17 protein-coding genes and 3 pseudogenes are annotated in these 21,369 nt (G+C 64.7%); 13 read left to right on the top strand and 7 right to left on the bottom strand.

Translation table 11 applies throughout. From position 1 onward, the window contains the following. Positions 1 to 23 precede the first annotated feature (23 nt). Both MTR72_RS01770 and MTR72_RS01765 read left to right on the top strand, forming a co-directional pair. Positions 24 to 808: pseudogene (locus MTR72_RS01770) on the top strand (fumarylacetoacetate hydrolase family protein). A gap of 156 nt (positions 809 to 964) precedes the next feature. Next, complete coding sequence (locus MTR72_RS01765; protein ID WP_280966007.1) at positions 965 to 1,381, top strand: hypothetical protein; 417 nt, start codon at positions 965 to 967, stop codon at positions 1,379 to 1,381. 10 nt (positions 1,382 to 1,391) lie between these two features. Here the strand turns inward: MTR72_RS01765 and MTR72_RS01760 are convergent, their stop codons facing one another. The 4 genes and pseudogenes from MTR72_RS01760 to MTR72_RS01745 form a co-directional block, all read right to left on the bottom strand. Continuing rightward, the gene (locus MTR72_RS01760; protein WP_280966006.1) at positions 1,392 to 2,135 is read right to left on the bottom strand and encodes an IclR family transcriptional regulator; all 744 of its coding nucleotides are present in this window, start codon (positions 2,133 to 2,135) and stop codon (positions 1,392 to 1,394) included. A gap of 36 nt (positions 2,136 to 2,171) precedes the next feature. Beyond that, on the bottom strand, positions 2,172 to 3,023 hold the full coding sequence (locus MTR72_RS01755) for an HpcH/HpaI aldolase/citrate lyase family protein (protein WP_280966005.1): 852 nt from the start codon (positions 3,021 to 3,023) through the stop codon (positions 2,172 to 2,174). Next, positions 3,023 to 3,493: pseudogene (locus MTR72_RS01750) on the bottom strand (MaoC family dehydratase); the annotation flags it as partial. The pseudogene MTR72_RS01750 and the gene MTR72_RS01755, both read right to left, overlap by 1 nt. Before the next feature lie 24 nt (positions 3,494 to 3,517). Further along, a pseudogene (locus tag MTR72_RS01745) lies at positions 3,518 to 4,719 on the bottom strand (CaiB/BaiF CoA transferase family protein). 226 nt (positions 4,720 to 4,945) lie between these two features. On the opposite strand from MTR72_RS01745, the gene MTR72_RS01740 reads away from it, so the two are divergent. The 6 genes from MTR72_RS01740 to MTR72_RS01715 are packed head-to-tail and all read left to right on the top strand — an operon-like array spanning position 4,946 to position 11,905. After that, entirely contained in the window at positions 4,946 to 5,977 is a 1,032-nt protein-coding gene (locus MTR72_RS01740; RefSeq protein WP_280966002.1) for a TRAP transporter substrate-binding protein, read from the top strand. A gap of 32 nt (positions 5,978 to 6,009) precedes the next feature. Further along, positions 6,010 to 6,564 carry a TRAP transporter small permease gene (locus tag MTR72_RS01735; protein ID WP_280966001.1) on the top strand — a complete coding sequence of 185 codons (555 nt, stop codon included), beginning with the start codon at positions 6,010 to 6,012 and terminating at the stop codon, positions 6,562 to 6,564. Positions 6,565 to 6,576: 12 nt separating this feature from the next. Then, entirely contained in the window at positions 6,577 to 7,860 is a 1,284-nt protein-coding gene (locus MTR72_RS01730) for a TRAP transporter large permease (protein ID WP_341510026.1), read from the top strand. A 42-nt stretch (positions 7,861 to 7,902) separates the two neighbouring features. Then, the gene (locus tag MTR72_RS01725; protein ID WP_341510025.1) at positions 7,903 to 9,069 is read left to right on the top strand and encodes an acyl-CoA dehydrogenase family protein; all 1,167 of its coding nucleotides are present in this window, start codon (positions 7,903 to 7,905) and stop codon (positions 9,067 to 9,069) included. A gap of 31 nt (positions 9,070 to 9,100) precedes the next feature. Continuing rightward, positions 9,101 to 10,654: a class I adenylate-forming enzyme family protein gene (locus MTR72_RS01720; RefSeq protein WP_280965998.1), complete on the top strand. Its 1,554-nt coding sequence runs from the start codon at positions 9,101 to 9,103 to the stop codon at positions 10,652 to 10,654. 6 nt (positions 10,655 to 10,660) lie between these two features. After that, the gene (locus MTR72_RS01715) at positions 10,661 to 11,905 is read left to right on the top strand and encodes an acetyl-CoA hydrolase/transferase family protein (RefSeq protein WP_280965997.1); all 1,245 of its coding nucleotides are present in this window, start codon (positions 10,661 to 10,663) and stop codon (positions 11,903 to 11,905) included. On the opposite strand, the gene MTR72_RS01710 is transcribed toward MTR72_RS01715, so the two are convergent. From MTR72_RS01710 to MTR72_RS01700, 3 genes are all read right to left on the bottom strand, one after another. Next, positions 11,885 to 12,421 (bottom strand): hypothetical protein, encoded by a 537-nt coding sequence (locus MTR72_RS01710; protein ID WP_280965996.1) that lies wholly within the window; start codon positions 12,419 to 12,421, stop codon positions 11,885 to 11,887. The genes MTR72_RS01715 and MTR72_RS01710 overlap by 21 nt on opposite strands. A 13-nt stretch (positions 12,422 to 12,434) precedes the next feature. After that, positions 12,435 to 13,754: a hypothetical protein gene (locus tag MTR72_RS01705; protein ID WP_341510024.1), complete on the bottom strand. Its 1,320-nt coding sequence runs from the start codon at positions 13,752 to 13,754 to the stop codon at positions 12,435 to 12,437. Between the two features lie 66 nt (positions 13,755 to 13,820). Beyond that, positions 13,821 to 16,019: a hypothetical protein gene (locus MTR72_RS01700; RefSeq protein WP_341510023.1), complete on the bottom strand. Its 2,199-nt coding sequence runs from the start codon at positions 16,017 to 16,019 to the stop codon at positions 13,821 to 13,823. 728 nt (positions 16,020 to 16,747) lie between these two features. On the opposite strand from MTR72_RS01700, the gene MTR72_RS01695 reads away from it, so the two are divergent. From MTR72_RS01695 to MTR72_RS01675, 5 genes are all read left to right on the top strand, one after another. After that, on the top strand, positions 16,748 to 17,443 hold the full coding sequence (locus tag MTR72_RS01695; RefSeq protein WP_280965993.1) for an RNA polymerase sigma factor: 696 nt from the start codon (positions 16,748 to 16,750) through the stop codon (positions 17,441 to 17,443). A gap of 141 nt (positions 17,444 to 17,584) precedes the next feature. After that, positions 17,585 to 18,409: a flagellin gene (locus MTR72_RS01690; RefSeq protein ID WP_280965992.1), complete on the top strand. Its 825-nt coding sequence runs from the start codon at positions 17,585 to 17,587 to the stop codon at positions 18,407 to 18,409. A 78-nt stretch (positions 18,410 to 18,487) separates the two neighbouring features. Further along, on the top strand, positions 18,488 to 20,179 hold the full coding sequence (fliD, locus tag MTR72_RS01685; protein ID WP_341510022.1) for a flagellar filament capping protein FliD: 1,692 nt from the start codon (positions 18,488 to 18,490) through the stop codon (positions 20,177 to 20,179). Further along, positions 20,179 to 20,607 (top strand): flagellar export chaperone FliS, encoded by a 429-nt coding sequence (locus MTR72_RS01680; protein ID WP_341510021.1) that lies wholly within the window; start codon positions 20,179 to 20,181, stop codon positions 20,605 to 20,607. Before fliD ends, MTR72_RS01680 begins: the two co-directional genes overlap by 1 nt. Positions 20,608 to 20,780: 173 nt before the next feature. After that, the gene (locus tag MTR72_RS01675) at positions 20,781 to 21,053 is read left to right on the top strand and encodes a hypothetical protein (protein WP_280965989.1); all 273 of its coding nucleotides are present in this window, start codon (positions 20,781 to 20,783) and stop codon (positions 21,051 to 21,053) included. Positions 21,054 to 21,369 lie beyond the last annotated feature (316 nt).

The raw sequence follows: 21,369 nt of genomic DNA, 5'->3' as shown, positions 1-21,369 counted from the left end.
CGGCCAAGCAACGGAAAAGAACCATGACAAAGACCTCTCGACGCAACCTGCTCACTGCCGCAGCCGCGATGACCGCGGCGGGCATCGCCGAAGCGGCACCAGCCGCGGCGCAGGCCGGGCCGAAGCCGATCTTCCCGGTGCCGATGGTCGCGATCCCGATCGTCGGCGAGACAAGTGTGTTCCAGGTCCGCCGCATCTACTGCATCGGGCGCAACTATGCGGCGCATGCGATCGAGCGCGGCTCGGATCCGAACCGCCCTTCTTCTTCCAGAAGCCGACCGACGCGATCCAGAACGTCGCGATCGGCCAGGTTGCCGATCATCCTTATCCGTCGCTGACCAAGAATTATCATCACGAGGTCGAGCTGGTCGCCGCACTGAAGTCCGGTGGCACCAACATTCCGCCGGAGAAGGCGCTCGACCATGTCTACGGTTACGCGCTCGGCCTCGATATGACCCGGCGCGATCTCCAGAACGGCATGGCCGCGGAGAAGAAGCCTTGGGAGATCGGCAAGAGCTTTGACCATGCCGCGGTGATCGGCCCGATTCATCCGGTGAGCAAGACCGGCCATTTCGAGAAAGGCGCGATTTCGCTGGCGGTGAACGGGACCGTGCGGCAGAGCTCGGATCTCAGCAAGATGATCTGGAGCGTCGCCGAGCAGATTTCGAAGCTCTCGGAAGCCTTCGAGCTCAAGGCCGGCGATATCATCTATTCCGGCACGCCGGAAAACGTCGGCCCCGTCGTGAAGGGCGACGTGCTCCTGTGCAAGCTCGAGGGCCTGCCGGACATGTCGATCAAGATCGTCTAATCGGCGTTGCGGATCAGCCTCCGCCGGAACCACGGTTCACGGCGGAGGCCTTTGAATTGCCGGAGTTCCGCAGGCCGTTGCCGCTTGTTGGGCGACAAACAAACTTCCTGCCGCCATATTTGAGTAAGAGTGATCTCCCGTGAGGGAGGCGCTTCGATGAACAAAGCTCTGATTACCGCCGTCGTGATGCTGGCCTGCGTGCCCGCGAGCGCCTTTGCGCAGGAACGCGCGGGCGATGCTGCGCTGGGAGCGGTGTCCGGCGCCATCGTGCTGGGCCCGGTCGGTGCCGTCGCCGGAGCATTGGTCGGCTACACCGCCGGGCCTTCCATCGCCCGGTCATGGGGTGTGAGAGGTTCGCGGTCGGCGAGACACCGGCAGCCGCCACGTCGCGAGTCGAGCCGCGCAATCCCTACCAGCGCGCCACAGCCCACGCGTGAGGCGATGCAGGCCAATGGCCAGATGAGAACTGCCGGCAATCCGCCGGCTCAGGCCGCGCCCGCGGCGGAGCCCGTTCAAGCTGCTCCGGCGGTGCCGGCGCAGACTTCGACGCCGCCGGTTCAGGGATTCGAATGAGGCTACGGTCCTAAGCCGCGGTGGTCTTCGGCCGCAGCCGATCGACCGTCCGCGCAATCAGCGCGGCGACTTCGCCGACCTTCGGGCCGATCCGGAATTCGGGGCCAGCGACGACGACGGAGAGGCGGCGGTCGCCGATCGGCAGCGGAATCGCGGCGCCCGCGAGGTCGCGGCTGTAATCGCCAAAACTTTGGCAATAGCCACGTTCGATCGAGTTGCGCAGCTCCGCTTCCACCGCCTCGATGCTGATCGGCGTCGACGGGCCGTACTGTTTGAATTCGATCTTGCGATAGACCGAGTCGCGCTCCTCCTGCGAGTACTGCAACAACAATGCACGGCCGCTGGCCGTGGCGTGGATCGGCACGCGGTGGCCGATGGTCGCGAAATAGCGGATCGCCGCCTTGGACTCGACGACGTCGATGAACACCGCCATCACGCCGGCCGGCGCCACGATCGAGGCGGTCTCGCCGGTCTCCGCGGAGAGATCGGCGACCAGCGTATGCGTCCAGGGCGGTAGCGGCTCGACCTCCGAGATCATGCGCGCCATCGCCAGCCACCGCGGCGTCGGATAGAAGCCGGCGCGCGGCCGCGGCTCATAGAGATAGCCCTTCTCCGACAGCGTCGCGAGCAGGTTGAAGGTCGATGAACGCGGCCAGCCGAAATGATCTGCGATCTCCGCAAGCGTCGCCGGTTTCCTCACTTGCGCGAAGAACTCCATGATCTCCAGGACGTTTGCGGCTTGGCGAACGATCATGATCCGATCCCGTCTGTCGCGACGCGTTACCCTGATCTATGACTGACCGAGGATCTTCTTCGCGGCGCGAAGATGCGGCTTGTCGATCATCATGCCATCGAGGCGCAGCGTGCCGGAGTTCGGATTGCTCGCGAACGCCGCAATCACCCTCTCCGCCCAGGTGCGCTCGGCTTCGGTCGGCTCGAATGCCGCATTGACGATGTCGACATGCTTGGGGTGGATCAGCGCCTTTGCGGAGAAGCCGTCGCGCCGCGCGGCGCGTGTTTCCTGCTCGAGTCCTGTGAGATTGTCGATGTCGGTATAGACAGTGTCGATCGGCGCGACCTCGGCCGCTGCCGCCGCCATCAGACACAAGTCGCGCGCGAGGCGATAGGGGCTGTGGAAGACGCCGCCCGAGGCCTTCTCGGTGGCGCCGAGCGAGGCGGACAGGTCTTCCGCGCCCCACATCAATCCGGCGAGGCGCGGGGAGCAGTCCTTGTAGGTGCCAAGCCCGAAGATCGATGCGGCGGTTTCGGTTGCGACACAGACGATTCGGGTCGAGCCGACTGTGGTGCCGGCCGCCGCCTCGAAGGCTTCGAGCCAGGTCGCGACCTGGCGTACGTCGTCGCCGCCGCGCGATTTTGGCAGCACGATGCCGTCGGGCACCCCCGGCATCACCGCGGCGAGATCCGCGAGCGTCATGCCGGTGTCGAGTGCATTGACGCGGACATAGAGCTGGTGCGGGCCGCGCCGGCCCTTCAGCATCTCAAGCGTCAGCGTGCGCGCCTCGTCTTTCTTCTCGGTGACGACGGAGTCCTCGAGGTCGATGATCAGCGCGTCGGCGTTGCCCTCGCTCGCCTTCTCGAATTTGCGCGGGGAATCCCCCGGCACGAACAGCATCGAACGCATCAGACCGGCCTCCTGTGCATCATCGCCATGCGGCGGCATTTGCCGACGATCTCGTCGTTCTGGTTGTAGGCGTGGTGCTCGAACTCGACGATGCCCGCCTTGGGGCGCGATTTGGATTCCCGCACAGAGAGCACCTTCGTCGTCGCCCGCAACGTGTCGCCATGGAAGACCGGCTTCGGAAAGGTGACGTCGGTCATGCCGAGATTGGCGACGGTGGTACCCAGGGTCGTATCATAGACCGTCATGCCGATCATGATGCCGAGGGTATAAAGGCTGTTGAAAATGCGCTGCCCGAACTCGGTCTTTTCAGAGAAATGCGCATCGATGTGCAGCGGCTGCGGATTGAGCGTCAGCAGGCTGAACATGGTGTTGTCCATCTCCGTGACGGTTCGGGTCAGCGGATGCCTGAACTCCTGGCCCACGGAAAAGTCCTCGAAATAAAGTCCGGCCATCGCGGCTTCCTCCCTGTCGTTGCGATTCTGGGCGGCGTCCGCTTAAGGCGGCGCCGCTAGGTGAACTGCTTTTTGCTCTGCGAGTTGCTTGATCTCGTCCGCCGAGAAGCCGGCTTCGTGCAAAATGTCGCGGCCGTGCTGGCCGAGCATCGGCGCGGGGCCGGCCGGCTCCGGCTGCGTGACGCTCCAGGTGGAGGGCACGCGCATCTGGCGGATGCGGCCTCCGCGGGATGATCCACTGTCGTGAAGAAGTCGACCGCTTTGAGATGGGGATCGTCCAAAATCGTCTCCAGCGTATGCATCGGCATCACCGGAATGTCGGCGCGCTCCAGAAGCTCGCGCCACGCCGCGCTCGTGCGGGTGAGGAAGATGTGGCCGATCTCCTCGTAGATCTCGTCTATGTGCTTGGTGCGCGCGGCGTGGTTGGCAAAGCGCGGCTGCTGCAAAAATTCCGGCCGTCCGATCGCCTCGAAGAAGCTGCGCCAGTGCTTGTCGTTGTAGATGAGCACGCAGAGATAGCCGTCGCTGGTCTGGTAGGGGCGGCGATAGCGCGAGAGCAGGCGGGCATAGCCGCCATGGTCGAGCGGCGGATCGTAGGTGAGGCCGCCGAGATGATCGACCAGCACGAACTCGGCCATCGATTCGAACATCGGCACGTCGATGCGCTGGCCGACGCCGGTGCGCTGCTGGTGCAACAGCCCGCCCATGATCGCGTTGACCATCATCAGGCCGACGATGCGGTCGGCGATGGTGACGGGAACGTAACGCGGCGTGCCGTCGCCGGCAGCGGCGAGCAGCGTCGGGACGGTGGCCGCACCCTGGATCAGGTCGTCGTAGGCGGGCTTTGCCGCATAGGGGCCGGACTGGCCGTAGCCGAACGCGCCGACATAGACGAGGGCGGGATTGTTCGCGGCGAGCGTTTCGTAATCGAGGCCGAGCCGGGCCATCGCCTGCGGGCGCACGTTATAGACGAGCGCGTTGGCGCGCCTGGCGAGCCGCAGCAGCGCATCGCGCCCTTCCGGCTTCTTGAGATCGAGCACGATGCTGCGCTTGCCGCGATTGGCGTTGTGGAACATCCCGCCCATGCCGGGCGTGCGGCCGGGACCTATCTGGCGAACGATGTCGCCCTCGGGACTTTCGACCTTGATCACGTCAGCGCCCATGTCCGCCAGCACCTGGGTGCCGTAGGGCCCCATCAGCACGCTGGTCAGGTCGAGAATGGTGATGCCGGCAAGCGGTCCCATAAGGCCTCGTCGGAGTTATTCATATATGTGGAGTTAGAGTTCATAGAACGCGGATGTCAATTTGCGCTGCTCCACGCCAGGACGCATCCTCCATGCATAGTTCATATGCTTGACATAGAAATTCACATATATGTACATTTCTCTCAAGCAAGAAAATGGAGTGAGGGCCGGCGTTCGGCGGCAGCGGGCTGCCGCCCCGGCGTGGGGACGCGTCAAGGAGAAGCAAATGAAGAAGAAATTGGCCTGGGCTGTTTCGGCGCTCGCACTGTCGCTGCCGGTCTCGACGATGTCGGCGAAGGCGCTGGAGCTGAAAGTCGCCGACTCCTTCCCGGCCGGCCACTATCTCGTCCGCCTGATGCTCAAGCCGTGGATGGACGACGTTACCAAGCGCACCAACGGCGCGGTGACCTTCACCTATTATCCGAACCAGCAGATCGGCAAGGCCGCCGACATGCTGCGGCTGACCCAGTCCGGCGTTGTCGATATCGGCTACATCGGCCCGTCCTATGTCTCGGACAAGATGCCGCTGTCGGAAGTCGCGCAATTGCCGGGTGCGTTCGAGACGAGCTGCCAGGGCACGCTGGCCTACTGGAAGACGGCCCGCGAAGGCGTGCTGGCCAAGCAGGAATATGCGCCGAACAAGATCAAGCTGCTGATGGCCGTGGTGCTGCCGCCCTATCAGGTATGGACCGCCAAGGCGAAGGTCGAGGCGACGAAGGACATGCAGGGCCTGAAGCTGCGCACCACCGGCGGCGCGCAGGACCTGACGCTGCGTGCGCTCAGCGCCGTTCCGGTGCGCATGGCCGCGCCCGATGCCTATGAGTCACTATCGCGCGGCACGATGGATGGTCTGCTCTTTCCGATGGAGAGCGTCGTCGCCTACGGCCTCGACAAGCTGGTCAAGCATGCGACCGAGGGCGTCAGCTTCGGCAGCTTCATCGTCGCCTACTCCATCAACCAGTCGGTCTGGGACAAGCTGCCGGACGACGTGAAGAAGGCGATGAACGAGGCCTCCGAAGCGATCGAGCCGACCGCCTGCGCCCAGGTCGACAAGGAAACGGACGCGACCAAGAAGCACCTCCAGGATGAGGGCGTCAGCTTCGATCCGCTGCCTGAGGCGAAGCGCGCCGAGATGAGGGACAAGCTGAAGGGCGTCGGCCAGGAATGGGCGAGCGGTCTCGACAGCCGTGGCAAGCAGGCCTCCGCCGCGCTGAAGGAGTTCGACGGCTTGCTCGCTTCCGGCGACAAGAAGAACTGATAGCACGACACGGCCAAAGGGAGACGCCAAAGGTGATCAAGCGGGCAGCAGATGTGCTCGGCGCGCTGGAACGCGCGCTGACGGTGATCGCGGTGGTGTTCCTGTTCGTGATCATGGTGCTTGTCGTGACCGACGTGTTCATGCGCTACGCGCTGAACCGCCCGTTCTCCTTCACCTATGACCTGATCGGGCTCTATCTCCTCGCTGGCGTGTTCTTTTTCACGCTGTCGGACGCCCTGCGTGAACATGCTCATGTCGGCGTCGACATCCTCCTGTCGCGCTTCTCGCCGGCGGGGCGGCGGCTGTCCGAGATCATCACCGCACTGACCGGCCTGTTCGTGTTCGTCCTGATCTGCAAGGTCGGCTTCGAGCGCGCGCTCGAGAACTATGAGCAGCACGACGTTCTCTCGGGCGCGATTCCCTGGCCGACCTGGATCTCGGCGGCGCTGGTGCCGTTTGGCTGTGGCGTGCTGGTGCTGCGGCTCGCGCTGCAGCTCGTCGGCAATTTTCTGAGCCTCGTCAGCGGCCGCGATCTCTATCCGCTGCCGCCGGTCACGGGCGTCGGCGAAGCGCGAACCTTTGAATAGCGGCGGGTACTCATGACTCCTCTCATCGTTCTCGCCCTTCTCTTTGCCCTGCTCGCACTCGGCACGCCCGTCGGCTTCGCGATGGCCTTTGCCGGCTCGGTCGGCCTCGTCATGGTCGGCGGCTTTGCGACGCTGTCAGGCATCCTGCAGACGGCTCCGCTCTCGACCGTCTCGTCTTACGAGCTGATCACCATCCCGATGTTCCTGCTGATGGCCGACCTCGTGCTGCTGTCGGGTGTCGCGGATGATCTGTTCAAGACGGCATCGGCCTGGGTCGGCCGCGTTCCGGGCGGGCTCGGCATGGCGACGGCGCTCGCCGGCGCCGGCTTTGGCGCGATCTGCGGCACCTCGACGGCATCAGCGGCGACGCTGTCCTCGACCAGCCTCCCCGCGATGATCCGCCAGGGTTACGAGCCGAAGATGGCGGCCGGTGTCGTCGCCATCTCCGGCACGCTGTCGATGCTGCTTCCGACCAGCGTGGCGCTCTTCGGCCTGCTCGCCGAGGTGAACATCGGCAAGCTCCTGATCAGCGGCATCATCCCGGCGATCCTCGTCACCATCACCATCATGGCCACGATCTATTTCCTGGTCTGGCAGGATCCCTCGCGCGCGCCCGCCGCCAAGTCGGTGCCATGGCGCGAGAAGTTCGCGCTGCTGTGGCAGGTCTCGCCGATGGTTGTGCTGTTCTCGATCGTGACAGGCACGATCTATCTCGGCGTTGCGACGCCGACGGAGGCCTCGGCCTTCGGCGCGTTCGGCGCCTTCCTGCTCGCGATCGTCAAGGGCAAGATCACGCCGTCGTCCCTCTACAAGACGCTGTTGCGCGCCTGCCACGGCACCTGCATGATCATCATGATCCTGGTCGGCGCCTCGATCTTCGGCTACTTCTTCACGCTCACCCACGTCACGCAGGACCTCGTCGCCTGGATCGGTAGCTTGCCGACCTCGCGCTGGGTGATCATCACGCTGATCCTGTGCGGCTATATCGTGCTCGGCTCCTTCATGGACCAGATCGCGATCCTGGTGCTGACCGTGCCGATCGTGCTGCCGCTGATCAAGACGCTCGGCTTCGATCCGATCTGGTTCGGCGTCATCAAGATCGTCACCGCCGAGGTCGGCATGATCACGCCGCCGGTCGGGCTGAACTGCTTCATCGTCGCCCGCTATGCCAAGCGGCCCGTGGCGGAGGTGTTCCATGGCACCTTCCCGCACTTCATCGCGCACCTGATCGCGATCGCGATCCTGGTGGCGTTTCCCTCGATCATTCTCTGGCTGCCCTCGCAGATGGGACGCTAGCACGTCCGGGCCGCCGCGGCTCCAATCAAGGAGATCAAGAACATGGATTTCGCGCTCACCGATCAGCAGGAAGCCATTCGCGACGCCATCGCCAAGATCTGCGAAGGCTTCGACGATGCCTACTGGCTGAAGAAAGACCACGACGGCGGCTTCCCGCACGACTTCCACAAGGCGCTGGCCGACGCCGGCTGGCTAGGCATCTGCGTGCCGGAGGAATATGGCGGCTCCGGCCTCGGCATCACCGAGGCCGCGATCATGATGCGCACGATCGCCGAATCCGGTGCCGGCATGTCCGGCGCATCCGCGGTGCACATCAACGTGTTCGGACTCAACCCGGTCGTCGTGTTCGGCACCGAGGAGCAGCGCAAACGCATGCTGCCGCCGATGGTCGAGGGTCGCGAGAAGGCGTGCTTCGCCGTCACCGAGCCCAACACCGGCCTCAACACCACGCAGCTCAAGACCCGTGCGGTCGCCAAGAACGATCGCTATATCGTCAACGGCCAGAAGGTGTGGATCTCGACCGCGCAGGTCGCGCACAAGATCCTGCTGTTGGCGCGCACCACGCCGCTGGAGGAGGTGCGTTCGCCCACCCACGGCCTCAGCCTGTTCTACACCGATTTCGATCGCAAGAAGATCAAGGTCCACGAGATCGAGAAGATGGGCCGCAAGATCGTCGATTCCAACGAGCTGTTCTTCGAGGATTTCGAGATCCCGATGGAGGACCGCATCGGCGAAGAGGGCCGCGGCTTCGAATACATCCTTGAGGGCATGAATCCCGAGCGCATCCTGATCGCGGCGGAAGCGGTCGGGCTCGGCAAGCTCGCGCTGTCGCGCGCAACCGAGTACGCCAAGACGCGCGTGGTGTTCAACCGTCCGATCGGCAAGAACCAGGGCATCCAGCATCCACTCGCGGTGAACTGGGTCGAGCTCGAGGCGGCCTGGCTGATGGTTATGTCGGCGGCTTGGCAGTACGACAAGGGCATGCCCTGCGGCGCCGCGGCCAATGCTGCAAAATATCTCGCGGGTGAAGCCGGCTTCTCGGCCTGCGAGCAGGCGGTGATGACCCATGGCGGTTTCGGCTATGCCAAGGAGTTCCACGTCGAGCGCTATTTGCGCGAGATCCTGATCCCGCGCATTGCGCCGGTCAGCCCGCAGCTCGCGCTCAGCTTTATCGCCGAAAAGGTGCTCGGCCTCGCCAAATCGTACTAATCTTGCCCGCGGATCGTTCGGCAGGATCGCCATGAACCTCGCTCATCATCTGCTTCGTGCCGCCAGAGCCGACGCCTCCGCGCCGGCGCTATTCAAGGGACTGACGCCGGTCGCCGATTACGGCCGGCTCGCCGCGACGGTGGCCTCGCTGGCCGCCTCGATGCAACAGCGCCTTGGCCTTGCCAAAGGTGACCGCGTTGCGCTTCTGATGAAGAACGTGCCGGACTATGTCGCCTGCCTCTATGCATGCTGGCATGCCGGCCTGGTCGCCGTTCCCATCAACGCAAAGCTGCATCCGCGCGAAGTTGCGTTTATCCTCGACAATTCGGGCGCAGCGGTCGTCTTCGTGACCGAGGACATGGCGAGCGTTGCGTCAGAGGCGTTGGCGCTCGGCGCGCGCAAACCGCACGTCATCGAGATCGGCTCAGCCGAGCATCGCAGCTTTGAGAAGGCCGACGGCATCGCCATCGCCGATGTCGGGATCACCGATCCCGCCTGGATTTTCTACACCAGCGGCACCACAGGCCGGCCGAAGGGCGCGGTGCTGAGCCATCGCAACCTGCTCGCCATGGCGCTGAACTATCTCGCCGAGATCAACCCCATCGCCCCTGGCGAGTCGCTCTTGCACGCCGCGCCGATGTCGCACGGCTCCGGGCTCTACATGGTGCCGCATGTGCTCGGCATGGGCGCGCAAGTGGTTCCAGAGAGCGGTCGCTTCGAGCCGGACGAGATTCTGGAGCTGACGGCGAAGCGCGACGACATCTCCTTCTTCGCCGCGCCCACCATGGTGCGGCGCCTGACGGTCGCCGCGGAAGCGGCAGGCGCGAGCGCGCCGGGGCTGAAGACCATCATCTATGGCGGTGGCCCGATGTATGTCGCCGATTGCAAGGCGGCACTCGCGGTGTTTGGGCCGAAGCTCGCGCAGATCTATGGTCAGGGCGAGACCCCGATGACGATCACCTATCTGCCCAAGTCGATGCATGTCGATGCCGGGCATCCGCGCCACCAAGAACGCCTGGCGTCGGTCGGCATCGCGCAGGGTGTCGTGCAGGTCCGCACCGTGGACGAGGCGGGGCGGGATGTCGCGCCGGGCGAGATCGGCGAGATCATCGTACGGGGCGATACCGTGATGTCCGGCTACTGGCAGAATCCGGAGGCCACCGCGAACACCCTGCGCGACGGCTGGCTCTACACCGGCGACATGGGCGCGTTCGATGCGGACGGATTCCTCACGCTGAAGGACCGCTCCAAGGACGTCATCATCTCCGGTGGCACCAACATCTATCCGCGCGAGGTCGAGGAGGTATTGCTGCGGCACGAGGCCGTTGCCGAGGTCTCCGTTATCGGCCGGCCGCATCCGGAATGGGGCGAGGAGGTCGTGGCCGTCGTCGTTCCCGTGACAGGCAAGAGCGTAACGCGGAGCGAGCTCGATCAGATCTGCAATGCCTGGATCGCGCGTTTCAAGCGACCGAAGCATTATTACGTCACCGGCGAGCTGCCGAAGAACAGCTACGGCAAGATCGTGAAGACGGAGCTACGCACGCTCCTGAACGAGTCCTCCGCGCGCCTTGCGCCGATGGACTAGCCGAAAATGCCGGCAGAACCAGCGCCGATCGATTTTACCGGCCTGATCCAAGACGGCGACCTCGTGGTGTGCGGGCAGGCGACCGCGGAGCCCGTCACCTTGACCGAAGCATTCGTCGCGCAGGCTGCGCAGCTTCCGGCCTTTCGCATGATGGTCGGCCCGCTGTTCTCGGAAACCTTTTCGGCCTGCACGCCCAACGTGTCGTTCCTGAGCTATGGCGTGATTGGCAATGCGCGGCGGCTCGCGAGAGCCGGGCGGCTCGATGTGATCCCGGGCAACTACAGTGCCTTCTGCGCCGATTTCGCCGCGCGCCGTCACCGAGCCGATGTGGTGCTGGTGCAGCTCGCCGAAGCCGCCGACGGCGGGCTGAGCGCGAGCCTCTCCAACGACTATGTCATCGACGCCGCGCGCGGGGCGCGCCTCGTCATCGCCGAGATCAATCCGGATGCGCCCTTCACACTCGGCGCGGACTGGCCAGCGAACGTGCCGATCCATGTGCGCGTGGCTGCCCGCCGCCCTCCCGTCGAACTGCCCTCAACACCGCTCGACGACGTCTCGCGGCGGATTGCGGCGCATGCGGCGAGCCTGATTTCCGACCGCAGCACGCTCCAGTTCGGGGTGGGGCGGATCCCGGACGCAATCCTGTCCTCGCTCTCCCATGCACGCAACCTCGGCATTCATTCCGGTCTGATCAACGACGCCGTGGTCGATTTGATCGAGCGCGGTGCGGTGACGAATGCGGAGAAGGGCATCGATGACGGGATCACCGTCACCAACCAGGTGATCGGGACAGCGCGGCTCTATCGCTTCGTTCACCAGAACCGGGAGGTCGCCGTACGGCCGACGTCCTACACGCACGGCCAGAGCGTGCTGGGGCGGATCAACCGGCTGGTCGCGATCAACTCGGCTCTTCAGGTCGGGCTCGACGGCGCCGTCAATTCCGAGACGCTGAATGGCGTTGCGATCGGCGCGATCGGCGGGCAGCTCGATTTCGTGCGCGGCGCCAACGCGTCTCTTGGGGGCAGGGCGATCATCGCGCTGCCGGCAACCGCGTCCGACGGCACCAGCCGCATCGTCGCCAATGTCGAGACGGTGACGACGCCGCGCGCCGACGTCGATGCCATCGTCACCGAATGGGGCATTGCCGAGCTGCGCGGCTGCGGCCTTGCCGAGCGCGCGCGCCGCATGATCGCGATCGCCGCCCCCGAGCACCGCGACGCGTTGGCGGCGTCAGTTCATCATCGCGAGTGATGGCCGCTGGCTCTCGCCGGCGTCGATGATGCCAGGAAGATCCGCGGCCTCGACCGCGATCATGCCCGACATCCGCCAGAACAGATGGGCAAGCCGCGAGAAGACCAGCCGGTCGCGCTCGGCGATATCAGTTCCTTCCGGAATCGTCACGGTCTCGAGCCCGACCACCTTCCTGAAATCCGGCCAGATCGTCATCGACTGCGCGATCACGGAGATGCAGCGCGGATCGTCGTCGCTCTCGTCGGGCGCTGGCGGCAAGCCCGGATATTGCGTCGGCGCCGTGTAGAACCTGTAGGCGCCATGGCCGAGCCGGAGTAGGAACTTTTCGGAGACGGCGATATCGTTGGCAAAGGACACCAGGCGCGCGTTGCGCAGGACTTCAGGCGAGATTGCGGTGAGGTCCCGGGCGCGCAGCGCCGAACAGAAGGACAGATTGAGATTGTGCTCGCGGAGCAGGTTGGCGAGCGGCTGCTGCTGTTGCACGGTGTTGGTGAGCAGGATGATGGTGTTCAGCATCGTGTGTCGTCCGTCAGGGGAAAAGGTGGCGCGCGGTCATGACCGCATCGTCGGAGGTGTGGGCGGCGAAGAAATCGTTGGCGATGCGCTGGCCCGGCGAGATCTCCAGGATGCGGTAGCGCGCCTGAGCGGCGGCTTCGCGCGCGGCGCCGACGTCCTCCTGCCAGGCGCACAGCGACAGCTCGAGCCGACCGTATCCGCCGCAATCGGCGGCGTAGGCGCCAGTCACCGCTTCGACCGTCGCCGCAACTGCGGTCGCATCGGTGGCTGAGATGTCGCGCAGGATCACGGCGATGCCGTTGCCGGCTTCGGCCTTCGAGGTCATCACAATAAAGGCGTCGCGGGCGCCGGTGCGGCCGGCGCGGCGAGCGGTGCGCACGAGGCCGGCGAAGCCGGGATCGGGCCCGAGCTCCAGCGTCGTCGTCTGCCGGTCGTGCAGGATGACGGCGCGGCTCGCGCCGAGATCGCCCTTGAGCGCGTGATAGCACCGCGGCAGCCACACGGTGTCGAGCGGCACCTGCGACGAGGTGAGGCTCCAGGCCTGGTCGAGCAGATAGCCGTCCCAGATCGCGGGATAGGACGCGGCGAGGTGTTGCCAGGTGCGGAGCAGGCGCTCGGCGTGATTGGTGCGGCCGAGATAGAGCGTGCGTGCCGACATCTCCCAGCGGTTCCATTTATGCAGCGCGACGTCGCAGCCGAGGAAGGACGGCAGCAGCGGTGTCTCGCGCAATATGGCGTCCGCCTCGATGAGCAGCAGCGGCTCGCGATATTTGTTCCACATCCGCACCATGAACTCGGCCTTCTCGAAGCAGAGGATGCGGTCGTCGAGCTGGGTCTCGATTGCTTCGATATGACTGTCGAGCCGCAAGCGCTCGAGCGACTGCCTCAGGGCGAGCGATAGGTTCTCGTCGGTGCCGCGCGGATAGCAGGAAACGATGCGCGGCTGGACGGCGGAGGCATCGGCAGCGGTCAGGAATTTCGACCAGCCGATACCGCCCCACCACATCTCGTGCGGACCGTCCGCACCGCAGGGGCCGACTGTGCCGAATTCGGTCAGCTTGGACTTGAGGAAATCGAAGCCCGGATTTTCGCTTCTGGGTATGACGACGGCGCAGCTAGGGGTGAGCGCACGGTAGAACAGCTCGGCCGCCGCGCCGCTGGGCGGCTCCTTCAGGATGACGACGCCGCTGTGTCGTCCCCCAGGGCTAGCATCCAGCGTTGGCGTACCGTACTGGCCGACCAGCCAGATCAGGCGATCGCGTTGGGCTCGGCCAAGCCGGATGCCGCCGGATTGCAGCAGACGATCAAGGTTTGCGTGCGTCTCGTCGGTCAATTCCGTGCCCCCTCGCGTCGTGCCGGCCCCTGGTTTTCAACGGCCGGGGAGGCGCGATCAGGCGCACTATTTCAGGCTGGTGCCGAGCGGCGTGATCGCGACGGAATAGACCGCGAAGTCCTGTGTCATCGGGACGACCGGGATCAGCAGGCAGCCGTCCTCGGTCTCGGCGCGATAGTGCGCGCCGGTCCGCCGCATGCCGGCATAGACCAGGCTGGCGTCGGCGATGCCGACTACGTCCTGGCTCTCGGCGGCGTCGCGAACATCGTCGCCCTGCTGCACGGTCACGCCGTGGAGAAGGCCTTGGGCTGCGAATTTCCCCAGCGGCAGTGCGATCATGGCGATCGCCATGGCGCGCGAGAGGGGAATGCGCAGCCGCAACTCGCCGAGGCCGGTGCGATGGATGGTCACCGTCTCCAGCGCCGCATCGCCGCCGGCGCGAAACAGTCCAATCTGAACCGAGCCGCAGGGGCTTTCCTCGAAGACGTCGGCTGGCAGGCGGTTGGCGCCGAACAGCACATAGAGATAGCCGTAGGACGGCGACAGGTGCGCAAAGCTGCCCGCGAGCCACATCGGCGGCGCGGCCGACGTGCAGGCGGCGGAGAGGCCGCGCGCGGTGATCTGGTCGCGGACGAAGCCGGCGTCGAGCATCGGTGCAAGCGCATGCGTGCCGAGATTGACGTCGTGCTTGAATCCGCCGAGCAGCGCCAGCTCGTCCTCGTCCGGCAGAAGCAGAAGCCGCGCCAGCGTCGCCGCCGACCAGCGCGCTGCGACGTTGGGCGTGGCGTACGGATGCAAGCCATAGTCGGCCGCGACGCCCGCGGCGTTTTGCGCAAAGGCCAGCGCGCCGGCCTGGACCTCCGCGGCAAGCGCAATCTGGCTCGCGGGGCGCGGATTGATCTCGCGCAGCACCGTGCCGCCTTCGTAGTCCCGCACCGAACCATCGGCCGAGCAGCAGGCCTGCTCAAGCAGCGCAATGTTGCGGATCAGCATGCGCTTGACATGCGGCGTGACCACGAGGTCGGAGATGAAGCCTTGCGCGCTGTCGTTCTCGGCGACATCGTCGAAGGCATCGTCGAGTGAGATCAGATAGGCGCCGTGCAGGCGGATGTTGATGCTCTCCTGGTCGAAGACGTGGCGCAGCGCCTTCTGCACGCTGCCGGAATAGCCGAGATCGGCGAGCACGAGATCGGTGCAATCGTCGAAGCCGGGGATCGCATGACGGAGATGGGCGAGTAGCCGTGCGCGCAGGGCTGCAGCGAGCGCGACGATTTCATCGGCGTCCATCAGGTCGGGAAGGGCGGCTGCGAGCTCTTCGCCGGTGGCGATCCCGCCGGGAAAGTTTGCAAAGAACGTCGCGACTTTCGGTGACGTGATCCTCATCATGTCGTGGAAGGTCGGCGCGTCGATCTTGAAGACCTTGCTGAGGAGATCGATGAGCGGCTGTATCGTGTCGGCCGAGGCGATCAGGCCGACGCGGCGATTGATCTCGAGATAGGTAGAAGCCGCGCCGTGCAGGTTCTGCCAGATCCGGTGCGACAGAAAGCCGTCGCGGCCGAGGAAGCCGAGGGCAACCTGCCGGCCGGGGCCCGCGACCTCTTCGCAACGCCGCGCCACAAAGGCGTCGAAAGCCGTCATCACCGGTCCGAGGACGGTGAGCCCGAGATGGAAGGCGAGCGACTTTTCGGCGCTGCGCGCGGCCACCATGCGGCGCAAGGTGCGCGCACCATCATCTAACCGTGACGGCGCGCTCTGGCAGAGCAAATCGAGCAGCGCGGTCTCACGTTGAAACGTCGACGCCAGTTGCGGCGTGGCCTGCGGATAGTAGCGTGGGCGAATGCCGTGGCGCCGAGCGCCCTTGATGTCGGCCTGCTCGTTGTCGCCGACGTGAAAGGAGGTGGCGGCGTCGACGCCCTGCTCGGACAGATATATTGCGAACAGGGCTTCGCTCTTGCTGCTGCCATGGTCGCAGGAGGCGTAGAGGAAGTCCCATGTCAGGCCGGGCCAGCAAGCCCGCAACAGCCGCGCCAGCCGGTCGGAGTCCCAATACGTGTCGGAGATGAATCCGACGCGGTGCCCGGCACGTTTCATGTCCAGATATTGCCGCAACATGTCGGGATTGGCGCGGCAGAGCTCGAGCTCCGCGTCGAACTCGGCCTCGACCAGAGCGTTCAGGTCGCGGCGCGCGAGCCCGAACAGCCTGAACGGAAAAAAGGAATAGATTTGGCCGATGTGGACTTCGCTCGCGCCGCGCTTGTCCTTCACTGCCTTGCGTGCCCGCGCTTCGGCCTGGATTCGATGCTGAACGAAACTCGCGGAAACATTCGGACAAGATCGCGAAACGCTCGATAGCTGGTAAGTCCTTTCAAATACGCCATCCGGTGTCGCACAGGCGCGAACGAGAAACGTATCGAAAACATCGAATGACCAAGCAGAAACATTTTGCGTCCGACATTTTGCGTCGGCCGTCGCGATCGTCATGTCAAGATTCCCCGCCCAATACGCGATTAACGTGCGCGCAAGCGAACTCAGGCGCCGCGACGATGAAAAAAGTTCACGCGCGATTCAAAATCGCGCTCGCCGCGACTGACAGATTCAAAAAAATCGCTAGGTTCGAAAAAGGTGATTCGGAAAAAATTGCCGAGTGCGAAAGCGGTCTCGCGTTCATTCACACTCGGACACAATTGATCCCCTAGCGCGCGATGCGCGTGCTGCGCTCGATCACCTGGTGCCGCGTAATGTCAGCGTTTTCAAAAGAGCACATCTGTTCGGGATGGATGATCCGCAATGGTGCGAGACGAAGTCGATGATTGCAGGACGAACGCGAAAAACTCGCGCTGTCGGCAATTATTGCCCGTCGCCCGGCAAAAGATTCCTGATAACATCTTGAAAAATAATGAAAATTTTCCGCCTGGATTGCTTTCGTGCCGCGTTCAACGCGTGGAAGCCGCGTGGCATGTGCGCCGCCGGCATTGCGGGTTGGAGATTGCGGGATGAGTTACATTGCGGATGTCTGGGCTCCCGCCGAGGCCGAGGTCGCGACGACGGTGCCGGTTGATGCGATCGTGCCGGTGATGCCATCAGCGACGCTCGCGCCGGACAACCCGCCGGTCGCAGACATCATCTTCGACGAGGACAGCGAGCTCCTAGACAGGCTTGCCACCGGCGATGAGGCGGCGTTCCGCATGCTGGTCGAGCGGCATATCGATCGCGCCTACGCGATCGCGCTGCGCATCATCGGCAACGTAGCGGACGCCGAAGATGTCGTGCAGGACACCATGCTCAAGGTCTGGAGCCATCGCGGCCGCTGGCAGCACGGCCGCGCAAAATTCTCGACCTGGCTCTATCGCGTCATCTCCAACCGCTGCATCGACCTGCGCCGCAAGCCGCGCACCGAGAATGTCGAGACGGTGCCGGAAGTCGCCGACGGCCAGCCCGATGCCGCAGAGATCATCGAGCGCAACGAGCTGAACGACATGCTGGAGCTGGCAATGCAGCGCCTGCCCGAGCAGCAGCGCATCGCAGTGATCCTGTCGTACCACGAGAACATGAGCAACGGCGAGATCGCGCAGGTGATGGAGACGACGGTGGCCGCGGTGGAGTCGCTGCTCAAGCGCGGCCGCCAGCAGCTTCGTCAACTCCTGCGCAGGCACGAACGCGACATCCGCACCGCGTTTACCGACTGCTAACCATAAAATCGCGCCCTAGAAAGTTTTCCCGCCTGATCTGGTTGCGCTCTGTCGTTTGAGCGAACGGACGGGGCTGCGGTCCGCGTCGTCAATCGTCTTCCACGATGCGGCACGTCTTGCCCATCAGCACAGGAGCCTTCGATGCCTGCAATCAATACCAACACCGCCGCGAACTCCGCGGTCCGCTATCTCAACATCAATTCCGCGCAGGAGAGCAGCTCGCTCGCAAAACTGTCGAGCGGTTCGCGCATCACCTCGGCCTCCGACGACGCCGCAGGCCTTGCGATCTCCACCCGCATCTCGTCTGACGTCACCACGCTGCAGCAGGCCGCGACCAACGCCTCGCAGGCGACCGCGATCCTCCAGACCGCCGACGGCGGCGCTTCGAACATCTCCGACATCCTGGCCCGCATGAAGTCGCTGGCCTCGGAGTCCGCCTCGGGCACCACGACCGATTCCAGCCGCGCCTACATCAACTCGGAATTCTCGCAGCTTACGAGCGAAATCGATTCGATCGCGAGCGGCACGCGTTATTCCAGCCAGAGCCTGCTCGACGGCTCCAGCGTGTTCGCCTCCGGCGTCTCGGTGCTGGTCGGCTCCTCCGGCTCGGACACCATCACCATCACGCTGACCAGCCTCACGGCGTCCTCGCTCGGCGTGTCCTCGCTTGACGTCAGCACGTTGTCGGATGCGACCTCGGCGCTGACCGCGCTGGACACCGCGATCGATACGGTCTCGGCCGCCCGCGCCAGCATCGGCGCGCAGGAGTCGCGGTTCAATTTCTCCTCCGACTCGATCTCGACCCAGACCCAGAACCTGCAGGCCGCGAACTCCGCGATCAAGGACGTCGACATCGCGGCCGAGCAGGCCAAGCTGTCTTCGGCCGAAGTGAAGACCCAGGCGGCGGTGTCGGCCGAATCCGCAGCGAACCAGATGCCGCAATATCTGCTCAAGCTGCTTGGCTAAGGCCCTTGGCCTAGCGACCGTCATGCCGGGCCGGCCTGAGGCCGGCCCGGTTCTCACTGGGATGAAGCGGGCAGCAAAGTGACCAGCGTCAGTTCAAGTACCAGCACGGCGGCGACCAGTTCGACCGCCTCCTCGGTGACCACGACCGGCACCACCACGTCGACCAGCATCGACTGGAGCGCGCTGATCACCTCGGCGGTGAATGCCAAGCTGGCCCAGGCGACCACGATCTCGACCACGATCACCAACAACGAGGCCAAGGTCTCCGCCTACGAGGCGCTGCAGACCGACCTCTCGACACTGTCCAGCGGGCTTTCCTCGCTCGCGACCTCGGTCGTCAATTCACTAGCGACCAACGCCTTTGCCACTCGCGCGGCAACGATCAGTTCGACCGGCGATGTGAGTGCGTCCTCCGCGCTGTCGATGTCGGTCGGCAACGGTGCTGCGACCGGCGAACATACGCTGACGATCAGCCAGATCGCCACCGCGCAGAAGGTGGTCGGGACCTCGCAGTCGAGCCAGACCGCCGAGCTCGGCTACTCCGGAGCCTTTTCGCTCGGCCTCGAGGGCGGAAGCACTGCCGACATCACCATCACCAGCACGATGTCGCTCCAGGACATCGTCGATGCCATCAATGCCCAGACCGCGACCACCAATGTCCAGGCCTCGATCGTCCAGGTGTCGAGCGGTTCCTACGAGATGGTGCTGACGGGAACCGAGGATGCCGCCGACATCACCTATTCCAGCTCGTCCGGCGACGACATCCTGAACAAGCTCGGGGTCACCGACAGCTCTGGTGCCTTCACCGATGTGCTGCAGGAAGCGCAGGCCGCCGAATTCTCCCTCGACGGCATCTCGATGACCCGGGATACCAACGACATCACCGACGTGCTCACCGGCGTGACCTTCAACCTGCTCCAGGCGACACCCGACGGAGCAACATTGAACATCAGCATCGAGCCCGACACCAGCCAGATCGAATCTGCGGTCGAGACCTTCGTCACCAACTACAACACCTTTCGTGATGCGGTGATAGCCCAGCAGGCGACCGATTCGGACGGCACGGCGTCATCGAGCGCCGTGCTGTTCGGCGATGGCACCATGCGCGACATCATGGATGCGCTCCAGAACGCGCTCAACAGCACCGTGGGCGGGCTGACCATGGCCGACCTCGGCCTGTCCTTCAACGAGAAAAACGAGCTCGAGCTCGACACCTCGACGCTGTCGGAAATCCTCGACACCAATTTGAGCGGCGTCACCACGCTGCTGTCGGCGCAGACCAAGACCTCGTCGAGCCAGCTCAGCGTCGTCAACACCGGAACCTCGCCGCAATCCTTCACGCTCGACCTGACCGTCGATTCCTCCGGCAATCTCACCTCGGCCTCGGTCGGCGGCGATTCCTCGCTGTTTACGGTCAGCGGCACCACGATCATCGGCAACGCCGGAACGGCCTATGCCGGCATGGCCTTCACCTATTCGGGGACGACGTCGCAATCGATCACGGTGACCTCGACCTCGGGCATCGCGACGCAGCTCTACCAGATCGCCAAGACCTATTCGTCGAGCACGGGCGCATTGCAGACGTTGATCACCAACCTGCAGGACCGCGACAACGAGCTCCAGCAGAAGGTCGACGATATCGAAAGCGCCGCGTCCGCCTACCAGACGCAGCTCCAGACGCAATACGCGAATTATCAGGCCGCGATCGAGAGCGCCAACAACACGCTCACCTATCTCAAGGCCTTGCTCAACTCCAGCTCGAGTGACTGATGATGCATAATCCGATGGCGTACATGGCCAATCAGGCCTATCGGGGAATCGCGACCACCGTGCCGCCGCTGAAGGCGGTGTCGATGCTGCTCGGTGGCACGATCACCTTCCTGCAGAAGTCGCTTGCGGCGCAGGAGGCGCGGCGCTTCGAGGAGGGGCACGAGCACCTGATGAAGGCGACCGCGATCCTGCGCGGGCTCAGCCACAATCTCGATTTCGCCAAGGGCGGGGCGGTGGCCGAGCGGCTGTTCCAGACCTACAACGCCCTCATCATGGCGAGCCTGAAGGCCTATGGCCGGCCGCATGCGCGCGAGAGTTTCCGGCGCATCATTGCCGGCTTGACAGAGCTTCGCGAGGCCTGGGAGCATGTCGATGCGACCGTGCGGGGCGCCAAGGCGGGCCCGGCCGATTCGGCCGGCAAGCGCTGAAGCCACTGGTCTCACCGGCCCCGAAAGGGCAGGGCCGTCGTTTGGGGCCGCGGTTTCGGACGCTTTCCGCAGTGCATCCGGCGCTTTTGGCGCCTGGGCCCCGCGGGAATCCGGTTTCCGCCGCGCCCGCAATGCTTTATGACGGGCGCCGCGGAAGACGGGACCGGCAGGCGATGGACGTCATCGAGTTTGAGGACCTGATTGATCGGCTGGGCGAGGATCTCTCGCTCTGGCCCGACGACCGGCGTCTGCCTGCAGAGGAACTGCTCGCCCGCTCTGCCGCCGCGCAGGCGCTTCTGGAAGAGGCGCGCACCTTACGCCGCGCGCTCGAAGCGTCCCCCGTGCGGGCCCCCGCAGGCCTCGCCGATCGCGTCGTCGCCGCTGCGAAGAGATTGAACAGCGACGCCGCCGAGCCGCGCACCGAGGGCGAGACGGCCGGGAGCTAAAGGTTCCGGCGTGTCCTGACTATGCACAGATCGCCGTCCCGCCTTAACGATCGAATGCGCGCGCACGCCTGCGCGTAGTGAGACGCGACGGCCACTCGTCCTCGCTGTCGTCCTGGCGAAAGCCAGGACCCATACCCACACGGCACAGTTGTTGCGCGAGGTTGGTAACCACGAGTCGTCGCCAAAACTGCATCCTGTGGCTATGGGTCCCGGATCGGCGCTCCGCTCCGCTGCGCTTGTCCGGGACGACGAGGAGAAGGCATCGCGTGCAGCTCGCATCCGTTACGCAAATCCGCGCCTGAATTTGCGGGCCCAC

The sequence above is a fragment of the Bradyrhizobium sp. ISRA442 genome (genome assembly GCF_038085055.1).
Taxonomy (GTDB): domain Bacteria; phylum Pseudomonadota; class Alphaproteobacteria; order Rhizobiales; family Xanthobacteraceae; genus Bradyrhizobium.
The sequence above is the reverse complement of the archived record's forward strand: the minus strand, read 5'-3'. Positions and strand labels throughout refer to the sequence as shown.

Bases quoted from the DNA above. Each gene is read 5' to 3' on its own strand.
- MTR72_RS01695 (WP_280965993.1), top strand. From the start codon at position 16,748: ATGAGTTACATTGCGGATGTCTGGGCTCCCGCCGAGGCCGAGGTCGCG.
- MTR72_RS01720 (WP_280965998.1), top strand. From the start codon at position 9,101: ATGAACCTCGCTCATCATCTGCTTCGTGCCGCCAGAGCCGACGCCTCC.
- MTR72_RS01725 (WP_341510025.1), top strand. From the start codon at position 7,903: ATGGATTTCGCGCTCACCGATCAGCAGGAAGCCATTCGCGACGCCATC.
- MTR72_RS01730 (WP_341510026.1), top strand. From the start codon at position 6,577: ATGACTCCTCTCATCGTTCTCGCCCTTCTCTTTGCCCTGCTCGCACTC.
- MTR72_RS01675 (WP_280965989.1), top strand. From the start codon at position 20,781: ATGGACGTCATCGAGTTTGAGGACCTGATTGATCGGCTGGGCGAGGAT.
- MTR72_RS01690 (WP_280965992.1), top strand. From the start codon at position 17,585: ATGCCTGCAATCAATACCAACACCGCCGCGAACTCCGCGGTCCGCTAT.
- MTR72_RS01755 (WP_280966005.1), bottom strand. From the start codon at position 3,023: ATGCGTTCGATGCTGTTCGTGCCGGGGGATTCCCCGCGCAAATTCGAG.
- MTR72_RS01715 (WP_280965997.1), top strand. From the start codon at position 10,661: ATGCCGGCAGAACCAGCGCCGATCGATTTTACCGGCCTGATCCAAGAC.
- MTR72_RS01765 (WP_280966007.1), top strand. From the start codon at position 965: ATGAACAAAGCTCTGATTACCGCCGTCGTGATGCTGGCCTGCGTGCCC.
- MTR72_RS01710 (WP_280965996.1), bottom strand. From the start codon at position 12,421: ATGCTGAACACCATCATCCTGCTCACCAACACCGTGCAACAGCAGCAG.
- MTR72_RS01760 (WP_280966006.1), bottom strand. From the start codon at position 2,135: ATGATCGTTCGCCAAGCCGCAAACGTCCTGGAGATCATGGAGTTCTTC.
- MTR72_RS01740 (WP_280966002.1), top strand. From the start codon at position 4,946: ATGAAGAAGAAATTGGCCTGGGCTGTTTCGGCGCTCGCACTGTCGCTG.
- MTR72_RS01680 (WP_341510021.1), top strand. From the start codon at position 20,179: ATGATGCATAATCCGATGGCGTACATGGCCAATCAGGCCTATCGGGGA.